We start from the raw sequence: 16,671 nt of genomic DNA, 5'->3' as shown, positions 1-16,671 counted from the left end.
CTGTAGCCGGCTTGGCAGGAACGGGCACGCTGTTGTCCGTTATCGCCCCCTGGGCCGCGACGTGGGGTTTGTATAGTCCTTCAGTTCCACCTATCCCTCGGGATAATTGTCTGAATGCGTGCGCTGCCCTAGGCTCGTTGGGTTTGCGCAAACGCCCGTGCCCGCGCGAGGAAACCATGATCCGACTAGGCAATGCCCAGGTGTCGCTGGAGCGGCGAGAAGCATTTCTCGACGGCAGGCCGATCCCGCTGGGCGGGCGCGCCTTCGAGGTGCTGGCCACGTTGATCAAGGCCAAGGGCCGGGTGGTTGGCAAGGACGAGCTGTTCAGCCAGGTGTGGGCCGGCACGGTGGTCGAAGACAACAACCTGCAGGTGCAGGTGTCGCTGCTGCGCAAGGCATTCGGCGACCGTGGCCTGATTCAGACCGTGCCGCGCCGGGGCTATCGGCTGGCGGCCGAGATGAGTTTCGACGTGCCCTGCCAGGCGCTGGCCGCCTCGCCGCTGAGCGACACCGCCGAGGCTGCCGAGCCGCTTGACGACAGCGCCGGTGTGCCCGTGCTGGTGGTGGACGATGACCCGTCGGTACGCACGGCGCTGTCCCGCCTGCTGCGCTCGCAAGACATCCCCCATCGCCTGTTCGCCAGTGCCGAGGCGCTTTTCGAGGCGCGCCTGGAAACCCCCTACGCCTGCCTGCTGCTGGACATGCACCTGCCCGAAACCAGCGGCCTGGAGGTGCAGGCCGCGTTGCGCCAGCTGGCGCTGCCTTGGCCGATCGTGTTCATGACCGGGTTCGGCACCATTCCCATGACGGTGCAGGCCATGCGCGCGGGCGCCGTGGAGTTCCTTACCAAGCCCTTCGACGAAGACCAACTGCTGGTACTGCTGGCCTCGGTGCGTACCCGCGCCGTGGCCGAGGGGCGCAAATGGCGCCATGCGCGCCAGGTGCAAGAGAAGTACCAGCGCCTGACCCAGCGCGAGCGCGAGGTGTTCTCGTTGGTGGTCGGCGGCCTGTCGCACAAACAGATCGCCAAGCAGATCGGCACCAGTGAAGTGACCACCAAGGTGCACAAGAAGAACATCATGAACAAGATGCAGTCCCGCTCGCTGGTGGAGCTGGTGGCCATGCACCAGGTGATCGGGGTGCGGCCAGGCGCATGAGCAGAGTGGTGTGCATCGTCGACGACGATGCGTCGGTGCGCAAAAGCCTGGCCAACCTGCTGCGCTCGGCGGGGTACGAGACGTTGGCGTTCGCAGCCGGGGAAGCCTTCCTGGCCTCGGACCTTTCACGTGACGCCGGGTGCCTGCTGCTCGACCTGAAGATGCCGGGGCTGGGCGGCCTGGAGGTGCAGCGCGAACTGGCGCGCCAGGGCTGGCGGGTGCCGGTGATCTGCATGTCAGCGCATTGGGATGAGGGCACGCTGCAGGCGGCCATGCGCGAGGGGGCACTGGCGTGCCTGGGCAAGCCGTTTTCCGAAGATGTGCTGCTCAAAGGGGTTGAAGAGGCACTGGCCGGTGACGGGCTCCCCTGACGGGTCGAACCTGCTTTTGACCACAGGTATACTGGCGCGCTGTGATTTCCCAGCGCAAGGACGCCCCATGTCGACCCAGCAACTCGCGACCCCTCCCGATACCACAATCACCCCGACCTCGGACTCACTGCGCGCTGCGCTTGAGCGCCAGGCACAGGCCGAGCTTGCCCTGCATGCCCGCAGGCGCCAGGTGTCCAAGGCGTTCCTGGCGGTGCAGACGGGCTACTGCCTGTACCTGATGCTCAAGTGGATCTGGCAGGGGCACTACATCGGCGGGCCAATCTACGCCGTGCTGGTCTGGGGCCTGCTGATGTTCCTCTACTACCCGGTCAGCCTGCTGTGGTACCCGCGCCAGCGGGCGTTCGAGCAGGCCTGCCGGGCGGCCGACGCCGAGCGGATGGAGGCGGGCAAGGCATTTCTGGCCAGCCAGGCACTGGGGCCTTACCGCTGGGTCAGCCGTGGCGGGCGCATGCTTGGGGTGTTTCCGGAAAGCCGGGCACTGTACCTGCTGGCGCCTGATGTGGGCGACCGCCACCTGCTGATGGACGCTGCGCGGGTGGTCAAGCAGGTCAGCGTGGATGAGCAGGCCACCACCAGCAGCACCAGCAAGACCACTACCAAACATGGCTGGCGCAATATCTATGGGCCCAGTAACAGTTTTATCGCCGTGATTGGCGGCGGCAAGTCCCGCTCGACGACCACGACCACCCACAAGACGGTGCGCACCTTCACCCTGCAGGTTCAATTGCAGTGCGAAGGGCAGGCGCCGTTCTGGGTTCAGTTGCCCTTTGCCGACGACTGGCAGGAAGCGCGCAACTGGCAACTGCTGATCGAGCAGGTCGCCGGCCTACGGGCGTGACCTGCGCAGCTCAGCACACCTGAGCAAGCAATCGGGTGCTGGATCGGTGATGCTCGGCGGCTGACCGATCCGCGAGGCCTTGCCCATGAACCGCCCGACACACTGGCTCAACCCTGCTTCTGCCACTTCGACCGCTGCTGGCCTGCTGTTCATGCGGGTAATGGCGGCCTTGCTGCTGCTGTTCGTGCATGGCCTGCCCAAGGTGCTGGACTGGAGTGGCGAATTGCAGCGGATCGAAGACCCGTTTGGCCTGGGCGCGCCGTTGACCTTGGGCGTGGCGGTATTTGCCGAGGTACTGTGCCCGGTGTTGGTGCTGCTGGGGGTGATGGTACGGCTGGCGTGCCTGCCGGTGCTGGCCGTGCTGCTGGTGGCGCTGGTGGTGGTGCACCCGGAGTGGACGCTGGAACAGGGGCAGTTCGCCTGGTTGCTGGTGGCGCTGTATGGCGGGTTGGCGTTGACCGGGCCGGGGGCGTATTCGATTGCCGGGTTGATGGGGCGGCGTGGGATGGCCTGAGGTTTGTGGGGCGTTCGAGGGCCCTATCGCGACCTGCGGTCGCTCCTACGACGCATCACGCCACCTGACCGATCTCGCGGTCCCCGGCGCTATCCGCTCCCCGGTCGGTACTGCAGGGCCTCAGCCAGATGCGCCCGGCCAATGGCCTGGCTTGCTTCCAGGTCGGCCAAGCTCCGCGCCACCTTCAATAACCGGTGCGCCGCCCGCAAGGAAAGGCTCAACCGCTCACAGGCACTCTCCAGCCATGCCTGGTCCGCCGCCTGCAACGCACAATGCCGGCGCAGCCCCTCAAGGTCGAGAAATGCATTGGCGCACCCCTGGCGCCGCTGTTGCACCTCACGCGCCTGGGCCACCTTCGCCGCCACCTCGGCACTGCTCTGGCCGCAGGGCTGGTTGTTGAGCGTGGTGGTTTCACGTGCCACTGTCAGGTGCAGGTCGATGCGGTCGAGCAACGGCCCGGACAACTTGTTGCGGTAGCGCGCGATCTGCTCGGTGCTGCAGCGGCAGCGGCCAGTCGGGTCGCCCAGGTAGCCACAGGGGCAGGGGTTCATTGCCGCCACCAACTGGAAGCGGGCAGGAAAGCGGACCTTGTCCCGCGCCCGGGCAATCACGATCTCGCCGGACTCCAGGGGTTCGCGCAGCACTTCCAGCACGCGCCGTTCGAACTCGGGCAGTTCATCCAGAAACAGCACCCCATGGTGGGCCAGGGTAATTTCGCCTGGTTGCGGGCGGCTACTACCACCGACCAGCGCCGGGCCCGATGCGGAGTGGTGGGGGTGGCGAAACGGCCGCTGCGGCCAACTGCTCAGGGGTGTGTGCCCGCTCACCGACTGGATCGCCGCCACTTCCAGCGCTTCTTGCTCATCCAGGGGCGGCAGCAGGCCGGGCAGGCGGCTGGCGAGCAAGGTCTTGCCGGTACCGGGCGGCCCTGTGAACAGCAGGTTATGCGCCCCTGCCGCCGCCAGCAGCAAGGCGCGCTTGGCGCCAACCTGGCCCTGCACCTCGCTCAGGTCGGGGTAGGGCTGGCTATGCAGCACCAGGCCATTGGCCGCGAATGGCGGCAGCGGCACCTGCCCGTTCAGGTGCGCCACCAGCTCCAGCAGGTGCCCCACGGCATACACCACCAGGCCACCAGCCAGGCTGGCCTCCTCGGCGTTCTCCCTGGGCACCACCAACGCCCGCCCGGCTTCGCGCGCCGCCAATGCTGCCGGCAGCACCCCCTGCACCGGGCGCAAGCTGCCCGACAACGCCAGCTCGCCCAGGCATTCCAGGTCGGCCAGCGCGGCCATCGGCACCTGGCCGTCGGCGGCGAGGATGCCCAGGGCAATGGCCAGGTCATAGCGCCCACCGTCTTTCGGCAAGTCGGCCGGGGCGAGGTTCTGGGTAATCCGCCGCTGCGGATAGTTCAGCCCGGAATTGACGATGGCGCTGCGCACCCGGTCCTTGCTTTCCTTGACGGTGGTTTCCGGCAGGCCAACCAGGGTCAGGTGCGGCAGGCCGTTGGTCAGGTGGGTTTCGACGCTGACCGCTGGGGCCTGCACGCCAACCTGGGCGCGGCTGTGGACGAGGGCGAGGGACATGGACGCTCCGTTGTCGCAAATGGGGAGGCCGCTTCCTGCGGCTTGGCAAGCATAGATCGGCTAGATCAACGATCCTGTTGGAAAGTGAGTCACGGAATGTCGGGCATTGCAGCCAGAGCAGCTGTTCGAGGGTAATGTGGTTGACATGCGTATCTCCCATCCCTACATTTTTCTCAACGCATGAGGGTTAACTCTCGTGCCTACCTTCCGAGACCCGCCTTGCGAAAGCAGCGGGTTTTCGTGTTTTTGGGCAAGGAATCCCGAGCACCAGAAGGGCACCGAAGTGCCTGCTGAGAAAGCCGACCTGGCCATGCCGGATGCTCAAGGGGATCTCGTGGAAGAGGGCAGCGGTAACTCAACGATCATCTGTAGCCAACAATAGGGGATACCCTTTGTTGACTGGTACGCGATCAAACCGGGCAGCTCACGGCTGTTCCCGCTGCTCCAGCGTCAACTCCACCCGCCGATTCTTCGCCCGCCCTTCAGCCGTGCCGTTGTCCGCCAGCGGTTGGGTATCCGCGAGCCCGACGGCACTCAGCCTGCCGCCAGCAATACCCTGCTGCTGCAGGTAGCGCACCACGCTGCCTGCTCGTGCCCCGGACAGCTCCCAGTTCGACGGGTAGCGGGCATTGCGGATGGTGCGGGTGTCGGTGTGGCCGGCCACGACGATGCTGTGCGGCACCGTGGCCAGTACCCGCGCCAGGCGCTGGAGTACCTGCATGCCCTTTGGGTCGAGTTCGGTTTGCCCGGAAGGGAACAGGATGCTGCTGTCGATGCGAAAACTCACGCTGCGCGCGTTGCGGATGACTTCGACATCAGCGCCCAGCTGCTCCACCGGCAACTCGGCCAGTGGGTCGGGTTCAGGCTCCGGCGGTGCGGCAGGGGTGGCCTCGATGGCGGGCACTTGGGCAATGACGGGCTCGACAGGCACAGGTTCGACCGGGGCGGGCGGCACCCGCAGCAGCGTGCCCGGTGGGTCGATGTGGGTCAGCTGGTCGAGGTCGACCGGCAACGCGAAGCGGGCAGGTGCTTGCGGCACAGGGGTATGGTGGATCATCGCCTGGGCCAGCATTGCCAGGATCATCACCAGCAACAGGGTCATCAAGTCGAGGTAGGTCAGCATCCAGCTGTCGCTTTCCGGCTCCGGCGCAGGTTCGTCCAGCCAGGCGGGGGTGGTGGCTGCGCGCTTGAGGTTGTTCTGGCGCTCGCGGGCCTTGTTCAGCTCGACTTCCAGTGTGCGCTGGTGGGCCAGCCAGTGGCGGTTATCGGCCAGGCTGCTGGGGGAGGTGGTGGGCATCATGGGCGTTTGCGCCAGGCCAGCGACAGTGGCTTGCGTGCCGGCCGGGCGCCTTCGGCCTGCAGTTCGTCGTGGTAATGGGCGACGAAGGCCTTGAGGGTTTCGCGCATCAGGCCAGGGCTGCGCTTGCGCGCCATCATCGAGATGCCCTGCAGGATCATGTTCATGATTACCACGCGCCGCTCGGTACGGCGCTCAAGCTTCAGCGCCACCGGCTTGAACAGCAGGTTCGCCAGCAGCACGCCATACAGGGTGGTGGTCAGACTCAGGGCCATTTGCCGGCCAACGCTGCCCAGGTCACCGTCGCCCAGCACGAACACCATGTTCACCAGGCCCACCAGGGTGCCAAGCATGCCGAAGGCTGGCGCGTAGCTGGCCATGGTGCGGAAAATCTGCGCTTCGGCGCGCTCCTTGGCGCGCAGGCGGGCGATGCGCCATTGCATCAGCTCCAGAATGTCTTCCTCGGCCACCTGGTCCACCAACAGCTGCACGCCGTGGCAAACGAACGGGTTGTGCACCTGGGCCAGGGCGTTTTCCACGGCGCGGCTGTCGCCGTCCAGGCGCCGCCGGGCCAGGTTGACCAGGTCGTCGATGTCGCGCTCGGTGCGGTCCGGTTCGGTGCGCAGCACCGCCCCGAACAAGCGCGGCACCCGGCGTATTTCGGCCAGCGGGTAGCTGATGCAGGTGGCGGCGAAGGTGCCCAGCAGCACCACGCCCAGGCCCGGCAGGTCGATGAGCAGCGACGGTTGCTGGGCGGTGAACAGCAGCAGGACGGTCAGCAGGAGCAGGCTGGCGAGCAGCCCGACCAGGGTCGAGGGGTTCATGGGCACTCCGTGGACGGCAGCCGGCCGTAAACAATGATGGCGAGCTTTATAGCGCCAGCCCGGGTTGGGCAAAGGCGCTAATACAGGCACTTTTGCCGTTCAGCTTGAGCGACCGTGGGGGACGGCAGCAGGGGCAAAAATTTTTTTGCGTGGGGCTAAAGGTGGGTTTTCGAGGCGCCGATGTTCGCGCTGTCAGCAGGACAACTGCCCAACCACGAAAGGAACTGCACGATGTCTGTCATCAATACCAACATCACCTCGCTTATCGCCCAGCAGAACCTCAGCGCTTCGGAAAGCAGCCTGAGCACCTCGATCGAGCGCCTGTCCTCGGGCCTGAAGATCAACAGCGCCTCCGACGACGCCGCCGGCCAGGCCATCGCCAACCGCATGACCTCGCAGATCACCGGCCTCAACCAGGCCAGCAGCAACGCCAGCGACGGCATCTCCCTGGCGCAGACTACCGAAGGCGCACTGGACCAGGTGAACGACAACCTGCAGCGTATCCGTGAGCTGGCGGTACAGGCTGCCAACGGCACCAACTCGCAGTCCGACCTGCAGTCGATCCAGGATGAAATCACCCAGCGCCTGGACGAGATCAACCGTATCTCCGACCAGACCTCGTTCAACGGCGTGAGCGTGCTGGCCAAGGACCAGACCATCAGCATCCAGGTCGGTGCCAACGACGGTGAAACCATCAGCATTTCCCTGAGCCAGATCAACGCCACCACCCTGGGCCTGGGCGACTTCAACGTCAACGGCTACGACACCACCCTGACCGCCACTACCCTGACTGACGACTCGGGCACCGCGATCACCTCGACCAACACCAGCTACGTCGACAGCTCGGGCACCACCGTCAGCGGCGGCACCCTGTCCCAGGACGCCGATGGCGACTACTTCCTGACCGTGGGCGGCAAGACTTACGCGGCCACCGTGGACACCACCACCAGCGGCTCGACCACCACCGCAACCATCACCATCGACACCGACAACGCGGTCACCAAGAAGTCGACCAACACCCTGACTGCCCTGGACAGCGCGCTGAACACCATCGACTCGATGCGTTCGGACTTGGGTGCGATCCAGAACCGCTTCGACTCGGCGATCACCAACATCTCCACCACGGTGACCAACCTGACCTCGGCGCGTTCGGGGATTCAGGATGTGGACTACGCCACCGAAGTGTCGGCCATGACCAGCGCGCAGATCCTGCAGCAGGCAGGTACTTCGGTGTTGTCGCAAGCCAACTCGATGCCACAGCAGATGCTGTCGCTGCTGCAGTAATGCGCAACGGGCGCCGCTTTCGCGGCGCATCGCGAGCTGCGCTCGCTCCTACCGGTTTTGCATACAACCCGTAGGAGCGAGCGCAGCTCGCGATGCGTCGCGAAGGCGGCGCTGCTTTTTATGGGGTTTATCCCGGCTTTGAACCGCGCGACCCAGGCATAGGATTCCCCAAGCTTCCACCGCCACAAGGCCGTCCCCCATGCCCAAACCCAGCCGCTCCACTGCCCCCACCGACCTCGCCCAGGCCCGCCGCCTCTGCCAGCGCCGCCCGGACGATGCCGCTGCCTGGCAAACCCTCGGCAACCTGCAACTGGCCTTGGCACCGGAGCAGGCCCTGGCCAGTTTCGAGCAAGCCCTGCAGCTGCGCCCCGCGCATCCCGAAGCCTTGGAGCTGGTGGCCAAGGCAGCCCAGAAGCTGGGCGACAGCGAGCGTGCCGAAACCCTGGCCAACCACGCCGTGCAACTGGCCCCGCAGTTCGCCCCGGCGCACCACCGCCTGGCCACGCTGCATTTCGAAAAAGGCCGTTTCACCCAGGCCCTGGCGCATATCGAGCAGGCCCTGCACGCCGAGCCCGGCAATGGCCGCATGCTCTCGCGCAAGGCCCTGACCCTGGGCCGCCTCGACCGCCATGGCGAAGCCATCGCGCTGTTCGAGACGCTGGTCAAAAAAGAACCCACCGACTACAGCCACTGGAACAACCTGGCCAACCTGTACAAGGACATCGGCCAACTGGCCCTGGCTGACCAACACTACAGCCGCGCCGTCGAGCTGGCTGGGCGCAAGGACGTACTGCCGTATTCCAACCGCCTGACCACCCTGCATTACGACCCCACCCGCAGCCGCGACTACATCTTCGAGGTCTGCAAGCAGTGGCAAACCCGCTTCGGCCCGGCCCATGTGCCGCCACGGCCACGGATGGCCGACCTGGCACCTGACAAGTGCCTGCGCATCGGCCTGGTTTCCGATGGCCTGCGCCAGCACCCGGTGGGCAACATGATCGTCGGCGTGCTGGAACACCTGCCGGCTCATCAATTCCAGCTGCTGGCCTACAGCAGCAGCCAGGTCAGCGATCACCTGACCCGGCGCATCCGCGCCCGCGTGCAGGCCTGGCGCCCGATCAAGCACATGGACGATGAGCGCCTGGCCCAGCAGATTCGCGACGATCAGGTCGACATCCTGATCGACCTGAGCGGCCACAACGCCGGCAACCGCATGGGCTGCATGGCCTTGCAGCCAGCGCCGCTGCTGGTCAAATGGGTCGGTGGCCTGATCAACACCACAGGCCTTGCGGCCATCGACTACCTGCTCAGCGATGCCATCGAGTCACCGCCGGGTGAAGACGCCTTCTACACCGAAAAGCTGATCCGCCTGCCTGATGACTACATCTGCTACGACCCACCGCCCTACGCCCCGGACGTGCAGGCGTTGCCGGCGCAGGCCAACGGTTATGTCACCTTCGGCTGTTTCAACAACCCCACCAAGGTCAACGACCTGCTGCTGGCCCGCTGGGCCGAGCTGCTGCACGAAGTGCCCGGCTCGCGCCTGCTGCTCAAGGGCGGAGCCTTCGCCAACCCTGGCCTGCAGCAGCATGTGCACGGGGTGCTGCAAGACCACGGCATCGCGCCAGAGCGGGTGCAGATCGAAGGGCCGGTGGGCCACAAGGGCCTGCTGGAAAGCTACAACCGAGTCGATATCGCCCTCGACCCCTGGCCCTATTCCGGTGGCCTGACCACCTGCGAAGCGCTGTTGATGGGGGTGCCTGTGGTCACGCTGCCAGGGCCGACCTTCGCTGGCCGTCACTCTGCCACGCACCTGGTCAATGCCGGGCTGCCTGAGCTGGTGGTCGACAGTTGGGATGCCTATTGCCAGCGCGCAGCGGGCCTGGCCCGCGACCTGCGCAGCCTGGCCACCATTCGTAGCCTGCTGCGCGGGGTGCTGATGAATTCACCGGTGTGCGACAGCAAGCGCTTTGCCGGCCACCTGGGCAATGCCCTGCGGGCCATCTGGCAGCGCCACTGCGCGGGCCAGGCACCGGCGGCGCTGGCCCTGAACCCGCAAGGGCAGGCAGTGTTCGACGGCGACAGCCAAGCGGTGGTGCTGCAGCACCCGGCAGCCCCGGCCCAGGCGCAGGCGTTCAGCTTCAAGTTCCAGGGCCGCATCGTCACCCTCGACCATGGCGCCAGCTTGCTGGCCTCGCCGCACTACGTCGCGCTGCAGCGCCTGGGGGTGCTGTCGACCCTGGCCTTCGACCCGGCCGGGCGTGTGGGCAACGCCGAACAACTGGCGCAGTTGGGCGAGCTGCATCATTTCCCCAAGGTGGCGTTGGGCGACGGCCAGCCGCTGACCTTGCATGCCTGCCTGGACCCAGCGCTGAGCGCGACCCTGGCGCCGCTGCCCGCGGCTGGCGCGTTGGACCCTGCGCGGGTGCTGGCGCGCCTGCCGATGCCGTCCCTGCGCCTGGACGCCATCGAGGGCCTGGGCTCGCTGGACTGGTTGCTGCTCGACAACCTCAATGACAGCCTGAAGGTGCTTGAGCACGGCAGCCGTACACTGGCCGATTGCCTGCTGGTGCAAGCGCGGGTCAACTTCACCCCGACCCATGAGGGCCAGGCGGATGCCAGCCGCCTCAGCCAGTGCCTGGCGCCGCTGGGGTTCAGCCTGTGCGGGCTGCATAACCTGCAGTACCGCCGCTATACCCAGGGCGATGCCCCAAGCGCTGGGCTGGGCGCGTCGCAGTTGATGTGCGCAGATGCGTTGTATCTGCCAGATGCCACGCGCTTGGCGAGCTTGAGCGATAACCAGCGGCTGAAACTGGCGTTTCTGCTGCACACGGTCTACGACGCCAAGGATGCGGCCCTGCAGGTGCTGCAGGGTGATGTTGCCGAGCACTACCGGCGCCATTGCCGCGCGTGACCTGTAGGAGCGGGCTTGCCCCGCGAAGCAAGCGACGCGGTGCATGGCACCGGCTGCGCCGGTGTTCGCGGGGCAAGCCCGCTCCTACAGGGACTGGCGGCCCACGGCCCGGTAGATCAGGCCGGCTTCGGCCACCGCCTGGGGGTCGTAGAGGTTGCGCCCGTCGATCACCACCGCGCAGCGCAGCTGTTGGCGCAGCCAGTGAAAATCGACGCTGCGAAACGCCTTCCACTCGGTGCAGATCACCAGCGCATCGGCGCCTTTCACGGCCTGAATCCGGTCACCGGCCAGCAACAGGTCATCGCGCTCGCCATACAAGCGGCGGCATTCGGCCATGGCTTCCGGGTCGTAGGCCTGCACCCGCGCACCGGCCTGCCACAGCGCCTCCATCAGCGCGCGGCTGGGCGCGGCGCGCATGTCGTCGGTGTTCGGCTTGAATGCCAGGCCCCATACCGCGATGGTCCGGCCTTCAAGTTCACCGCCCAGGGCCTGCTGCAACTTGCGCAACAGCGAAGCTTTCTGCCGCTGGTTGATCGCCTCCACCGCCTCCAGCAATTGCGCCTCGTAGCCCACCGCCTGGGCGCTGCGGCTCAGGGCCTGGATGTCCTTGGGGAAACACGAGCCCCCATAGCCGCAGCCGGGGTAGATGAAGTCGTAGCCGATACGCGGGTCGCTGCCGATGCCCAGGCGCACTTGCTCGATGTCGACCTGCAGGTGCTCGGCCAGGTTGGCCATTTCGTTCATGAAGCTGATCTTGGTCGCCAGCATGGCGTTGGCGGCGTACTTGGTCAGCTCGGCGGCACGCAGGCTCATGAACATCAGCTTGTCGTGGTGGCGGTTGTACGGCGCGTAGCATTCGCGCATCAGGCGTTTCACCTGCTCGGAGTCGCTACCGACGACGATGCGCGCGCCACGGGTGAAGTCCTCGATGGCGGCGCCTTCCTTGAGAAATTCCGGGTTCGAGCACACATCGAACGGCAGCGTCAGGCCCCGTGCGGCCAGCTCGGCGGCAATGGTGTCATGCACCTTCTCACCGGTGCCGACCGGCACCGTGGACTTGCCCACCACCAGCTTGTAGGCATTCATGTGGCGGCCAATGTCGCGGGCCACCGCCAGCACGTGGCGCAGGTCGGCCGAGCCGTCCTCGTCAGGTGGCGTGCCCACTGCGATGAACAACACTTCGGCAAAGGCCACCGCATCGGCCGCGCCGGTGCTGAAGCGCAGCCGGCCGGCGCGCAGGTTGGCTTGCACCAGCAGGCCCAGGCCGGGTTCATGGATAGGCACTTCGCCTTGCTCAAGCTGGGCGATGCGTTGCGGGTCGATGTCCATGCACAGCACGTCATGGCCAACATCGGCCAGGCAGGCGCTGGCCACCAGGCCGACGTAGCCCGAGCCGAATACGCTGATTTTCATGGTGAGGTTCCGTTCGGCAAAAAGGCGGTCAGGCCGCCAACGAGGCGCGCAGCCGGGCGATTGCCAGGCTGTGCAACTGGCACACGCGCGATTCGCTGATCTCCAGCACCAGGCCGATCTCGCGCATGTTCAGCTTCTCCTGGTGGTACAGCACCATCAGCAGCCGCTCGCGTTCCGGCAGGTTCTCGATGGCGCGGATCAGGCCGCTGTGGTTGCGTTCGTCGAGCAAGGCATTGAGCGGGTTGCGGCCATGGGGCTCGTCGTGTTCCAGGGTGTCTTCGTGCACCTGGTCGATGGCCAGCATGTGGCTGCCGTTGATGTCCCACAGCAGCTGCTGGTATTCACCCAGGGACATGCCCATGGCGGCAGCGATCTCGCGCTCGCCGGGGGGGCGGCCCAGGCTTTGCTCCAGGCGGTGCAGGGTGTCTTCGAGCAGGCGGGCGTAGCGCCGCACCCGCCGTGGCGCCCAATCGCGGGTGCGCAGTTCGTCGATCATCGCGCCGCGGATGCGGTGCGCGGCAAAGGTGCCGAAGGGAATGCCCAGGCTCTGGTCGTAGCGGGTCAGGGCATCGAGCAGGCCGATGCTGCCGGCCTGGATCAGGTCATCCATGTCGACGCCAGCCGGCAGGCGGGTCTTGAGGTTCAGCGCATGCTTCTTGACCAAGGGCAAGTACTGCTGAAGCAGCTCCTGCTGGTGCATCTTGCCTTGTGCCGTATACATCGTGCGTGCCTGTGAAGAACAAGGGTGGCGATGGGGGTAACGGCGCGATTATCGGCGTGACGGGGCGCAGGCTAAGCCGAGAACAACCCCGAAGTTGCAGGGGTATTCGCCCCTTAACCGGCCGGCGCGCCAATGATGCTGGTGATGCGCAGGGTGCGGTCGTCGGGCACTTCGCTGAGGGCGATCACCGCCAACTGGCGCAGGCGCCGGCGCAGGAAGCGCGACAGCACCGGGCGCAGGCGATTGGGCACCACCAGCACGGCGGGGTTGTTGCCCAGCTCCTGGCGCTTCAAGGCCTGGGTGGTTTCCTTCATCAGGGTGTCTGCCAGGCTGGGTTCCAGCGCGCCGCCATTGCCCACCGCCTGCATCACCACCTGCTCCAGGTTGAAGTCCAGGCCGATGACATTGAGCTCGGGCTTGTTGGCGTAGTACTGGTTGACGATGGAGCGGCCCAGGGCCACGCGCACCAGTGCGGTCAGCTCGGCGATGTCTGGCGGCTGCTGGGCCCCGGCGTGTTCGGCCAGGGTGTCGAGCAGGGTGCGCAGGTCGCGAATCGGCACCTGTTCTTCCAGCAGGCTCTGCAGAATACGCTGCAGTTGGGTGAGGCTCAGCAGCTTGGGCACCACCTCGTCGGCCAGGCTCTTGCCGTCGTTGCCCAGCTTGTCCAGCAGCTTCTGCACCTCGCTGCGCCCCAGCAGATCCTTGGCGTGCTGGTGCAGCAGGTGGTTCAGGTGGGTGGCGGCCACGGTGCTGGCGTCGACCACGGTGTAGCCGTAGATCTGCCCGTGCTCGCGCAGGTTCTGCTCGATCCAGATGGCGGGCAGGCCGAAGGCCGGGTCCACGGCCTCCTTGCCCTCCAGCTGGCCGGTGACCTTGCCGGGGTTGATCGCCAGCCACTTGCCGGGGTAGATCTCGCCGCGCCCCACTTCCACGCCCTTGAGGCTGATGATGTAGGTGTTGGGCGGCAGCTCCAGGTTGTCGCGCACATGCACCACGGGCGGCAGGAAGCCCACGTCCTGGGCGAACTTCTTGCGCAGGCTCTTGATGCGCGTGCTCAGTTCGCCCTGCTGGCGCACGTCCACCAGCGGGATCAGGCGGTGGCCCACCCGCAGGCTCAAGGTTTCCACCAGCTTCACGTCATCCCAGCTGGCCTCGCTGCTCTGCACCGCGGCCTTGGGCTGGGCGTCCAAGGCAGGGGCCTGCGCGGCTTCCTGCTCCTGGCGCGAGAACCACCAGCCCAGGCCGCCGAGCAGGGCGGTGAGCAGCAGGAACACCAGGTTCGGCATGCCCGGCACCAGGCCCAGCAGGCCCATCACCCCGGCCGTCATCATCAGCATCTTGGGCCGGCTGAACAGCTGGCCGATCATCTGCCGGCTGACGTCTTCCTCGGTGTTGACCCGCGACACCATCACGCCGGCGGCAATGGAAATCACCAGCCCGGGAATCTGCGCCACCAGGCCGTCGCCAATGGTCAGCATGGTGTAGGTGTGGGCGGCGTCGGCGAAGCTCATGCCGTGTTGCAGCAGGCCGATGGCCAGGCCACCGACCACGCACACGCCCATGATTACCAGGCCGGCCACGGCGTCGCCGCGCACGAACTTGCTGGCGCCGTCCATGGAACCGAAGAAGTCGGCCTCCTGGGCCACCTCGCGGCGGCGCTTGCGCGCCTCTGGCTCACCGATCAGGCCGGCGTTGAGGTCGGCGTCGATGGCCATCTGCTTGCCGGGCATCGAGTCGAGGGTGAAGCGCGCGCCCACCTCGGCGATACGCCCGGCACCCTTGGTGATCACCATGAAGTTGATGGTCACCAGGATCAGGAACAGCGCCAGGCCCACCGCGAAGTTACCGCCCACCAGGAACTCGCCGAACGCTTCGATGACCTTGCCGGCAGCGTCGGTGCCGGTGTGCCCGTGCATCAGGATGACCCGCGTGGAGGCCACGTTCAGTGACAGCCGCAGCAGGGTGGTGAACAGCAGCACCGAGGGGAAGGCGGAGAAATCCAGCGGCTTCTCGGTGAGCATGCTGACGATCAGCACCATGATCGCCAGGGCGATGTTGAAGGTGAACAGCAGGTCGAGGATGAAGCTTGGCAGCGGCAGGATCATCATCGACAGGATGAGCACGATCAGCACCGGGCCGGTCATGATCTTCAGGTCGGCGCCAGCGGGCCAGTTGTCGCGGCGGAGCAGGGCGGTCAGGCCTTTCATGGGGGTGTTGGGTCCTCGGTTCGGGTTCGGCTGCGCCCTGGTTGGTCCATGCCTTCAGGGACGTTGAGGTTGACGGGGGTAGGCGGCACCAGGCCGCCGTGCTCGGCGACGCGCTTGAGGCGAATGGCCCAGGCCACCACCTCGGCCACCACCGTGTAGAGCTCGCCGGGAATCTGCCGGTCGAGGTCGACGTTGAAGTACAGGGCCCGCGCCAGGGGCGGGGCTTGCAGAATCGGCAACTGGTGTTCGGCGGCGATCTCGCGAATGCGCAGGGCCACGGCATCGGCGCCCTTGGCGATGACCCGCGGCGCGCCGTCCTTGTCGCGGCGGTAGCTCAGGGCCACGGCGAAGTGGCTGGGGTTGGTGACCACCACGTCGGCCTTGGGCACCTTGCTCATCATTCGCCGCCGCGCGCGGGCCTGTTGCAGGCGGCGGATGCGCGCCTTGACGTGGGGGTCGCCGTCGGCGTTCTTGTGTTCCTGGCGCACCTCCTCCTTGGACATGCGCAGGTTCTTGGCGTAGGTCCACAGTTGGTAGGGGGTGTCGATACCGACCACCACGATCAACGCGGCCACGCAGGTGGCGCAGGACTTGGCAGTCAAGGCCAGCAAGGTGGCCAGGGCCTGGTGCGGCGGTAGCTTGGGCAGGCCCAGCAGCTGGCCGACATGGGCCTTCAGGTAGAGGTACAGCACGGTGCCGATCAGCGCTGCCTTGGCCACGGCCTTGGCCAGTTCCACCGGCACCTGCAGGGAAAACAGGCGGCCCAGGCCACTGACGGGGTTGAGCCTGGAAAACCGTGGTTTCAGCGCGCCCAGGGTAATTACCAGGCCGCCGAGCAGGGTGGGTGCGGCGATGGCGGCAAGCAGCATGAGGGCGAAGAACGGCACCAGCGCCAGCAGCGCAGAGCTGGCCAGGGAGGCGAGGGTGCTGAGCATCAGCGCGGTGTCGAACAGCTGGGCGCGGTCGAACAGCAGCCCACGCTCGACGATGCCGCCCAGGCGGTCGTACAGGTGGCCACCCAGGCTCCACAGGCCACCGATGCCGGCCAGCAGCATGATGAAGGTGCTCAGTTCGCGGGAACGGGCGACCTGGCCTTCTTCGCGGGCCTTTTCGATGCGGCGCGGGGTGGCCGCTTCCGTCCGGTCTTCTGTGCTGGTCTCGGCCATGGCTCGGCCACCCGGGGTGATGCTGGGGGCGCTATTGTGGGCGGCGGCGGGGTGGGGTTAAGGGGGGAACAACCGGTGAAATGCGGGTTTGTTTTTTTGATGGGGTGCCTGGCTTGAGTTTTTCAGGGCCTGTGAGATCGAGCGCCGCCCGCGCGGCGCATCGCAGGCAAGCCTGCTCCTACAGTCGCGCGCCAAGGGGCCGCGCGCGCAGGCAACAGGAACATTGGCCCGAAACAGATGTAGATACTCTGTTGATGGTCAAGCTTTTCTGAGGTGTTCAGAGCTGAAAAGCTTGGCCGTATCAAATGGCTCATCCCCACGCATGCACGCCCAGATGCCTGTCAGATACTTGCGCATGACAGCA

At 66.3% G+C, this 16,671-nt stretch carries 13 protein-coding genes; 6 read left to right on the top strand and 7 right to left on the bottom strand.

The window, feature by feature from the left end; genetic code table 11:
• The first annotated feature begins 176 nt into the window (after positions 1-176).
• From F3J45_RS18775 to F3J45_RS18760, 4 genes are all read left to right on the top strand, one after another.
• A complete protein-coding gene (locus tag F3J45_RS18775; protein WP_167066030.1) occupies positions 177-1,157 on the top strand; it encodes a response regulator in 981 nt (326 codons plus the stop codon).
• Positions 1,154-1,528 carry a response regulator transcription factor gene (locus tag F3J45_RS18770; RefSeq protein WP_205299771.1) on the top strand — a complete coding sequence of 125 codons (375 nt, stop codon included), beginning with the start codon at positions 1,154-1,156 and terminating at the stop codon, positions 1,526-1,528. Before F3J45_RS18775 ends, F3J45_RS18770 begins: the two co-directional genes overlap by 4 nt.
• Before the next feature lie 67 nt (positions 1,529-1,595).
• A complete protein-coding gene (locus F3J45_RS18765; protein WP_167066027.1) occupies positions 1,596-2,387 on the top strand; it encodes a hypothetical protein in 792 nt (263 codons plus the stop codon).
• Positions 2,388-2,472: 85 nt separating this feature from the next.
• The gene (locus F3J45_RS18760) at positions 2,473-2,901 is read left to right on the top strand and encodes a DoxX family protein (protein WP_167066024.1); all 429 of its coding nucleotides are present in this window, start codon (positions 2,473-2,475) and stop codon (positions 2,899-2,901) included.
• A gap of 89 nt (positions 2,902-2,990) precedes the next feature.
• On the opposite strand, the gene F3J45_RS18755 is transcribed toward F3J45_RS18760, so the two are convergent.
• From F3J45_RS18755 to F3J45_RS18745, 3 genes are all read right to left on the bottom strand, one after another.
• The gene (locus F3J45_RS18755) at positions 2,991-4,481 is read right to left on the bottom strand and encodes a YifB family Mg chelatase-like AAA ATPase (RefSeq protein WP_167066021.1); all 1,491 of its coding nucleotides are present in this window, start codon (positions 4,479-4,481) and stop codon (positions 2,991-2,993) included.
• A 424-nt stretch (positions 4,482-4,905) separates the two neighbouring features.
• Complete coding sequence (locus F3J45_RS18750) at positions 4,906-5,781, bottom strand: OmpA family protein (RefSeq protein WP_205300589.1); 876 nt, start codon at positions 5,779-5,781, stop codon at positions 4,906-4,908.
• Positions 5,778-6,602, bottom strand: coding sequence for a motility protein A (locus tag F3J45_RS18745; RefSeq protein WP_167066018.1), 825 nt, complete (start codon positions 6,600-6,602; stop codon positions 5,778-5,780). The genes F3J45_RS18750 and F3J45_RS18745 overlap by 4 nt, the downstream gene beginning before the upstream one ends.
• Positions 6,603-6,833: 231 nt before the next feature.
• Here F3J45_RS18745 and F3J45_RS18740 point away from each other — a divergent pair, with 231 nt between their 5' ends.
• Together F3J45_RS18740 and F3J45_RS18735 are read left to right on the top strand one after the other, a co-directional pair.
• Positions 6,834-7,886 (top strand): FliC/FljB family flagellin, encoded by a 1,053-nt coding sequence (locus F3J45_RS18740; RefSeq protein ID WP_167066015.1) that lies wholly within the window; start codon positions 6,834-6,836, stop codon positions 7,884-7,886.
• 199 nt (positions 7,887-8,085) lie between these two features.
• Complete coding sequence (locus F3J45_RS18735; RefSeq protein ID WP_167066012.1) at positions 8,086-10,800, top strand: tetratricopeptide repeat protein; 2,715 nt, start codon at positions 8,086-8,088, stop codon at positions 10,798-10,800.
• An 84-nt stretch (positions 10,801-10,884) separates the two neighbouring features.
• On the opposite strand, the gene F3J45_RS18730 is transcribed toward F3J45_RS18735, so the two are convergent.
• The 4 genes from F3J45_RS18730 to flhB all read right to left on the bottom strand — a co-directional run bounded on the left by F3J45_RS18730 (position 10,885) and on the right by flhB (position 16,307).
• Positions 10,885-12,213, bottom strand: coding sequence for a UDP-glucose/GDP-mannose dehydrogenase family protein (locus tag F3J45_RS18730; RefSeq protein ID WP_167066009.1), 1,329 nt, complete (start codon positions 12,211-12,213; stop codon positions 10,885-10,887).
• A gap of 28 nt (positions 12,214-12,241) precedes the next feature.
• On the bottom strand, positions 12,242-12,934 hold the full coding sequence (locus tag F3J45_RS18725; protein ID WP_167066006.1) for an RNA polymerase sigma factor FliA: 693 nt from the start codon (positions 12,932-12,934) through the stop codon (positions 12,242-12,244).
• A 113-nt stretch (positions 12,935-13,047) separates the two neighbouring features.
• On the bottom strand, positions 13,048-15,141 hold the full coding sequence (gene flhA, locus F3J45_RS18720; RefSeq protein ID WP_167066003.1) for a flagellar biosynthesis protein FlhA: 2,094 nt from the start codon (positions 15,139-15,141) through the stop codon (positions 13,048-13,050).
• A complete protein-coding gene (flhB, locus tag F3J45_RS18715; RefSeq protein WP_167066000.1) occupies positions 15,138-16,307 on the bottom strand; it encodes a flagellar biosynthesis protein FlhB in 1,170 nt (389 codons plus the stop codon). Before flhB ends, flhA begins: the two co-directional genes overlap by 4 nt.
• Positions 16,308-16,671: the final 364 nt, after the last annotated feature.

The sequence above is a fragment of the Pantoea sp. Ap-967 genome, from assembly GCF_011752565.1.
Classification (GTDB): domain Bacteria; phylum Pseudomonadota; class Gammaproteobacteria; order Pseudomonadales; family Pseudomonadaceae; genus Aquipseudomonas.
Note: the sequence above shows the minus strand (reverse complement) of the source record. Positions and strands in the feature narration are given on the sequence as shown.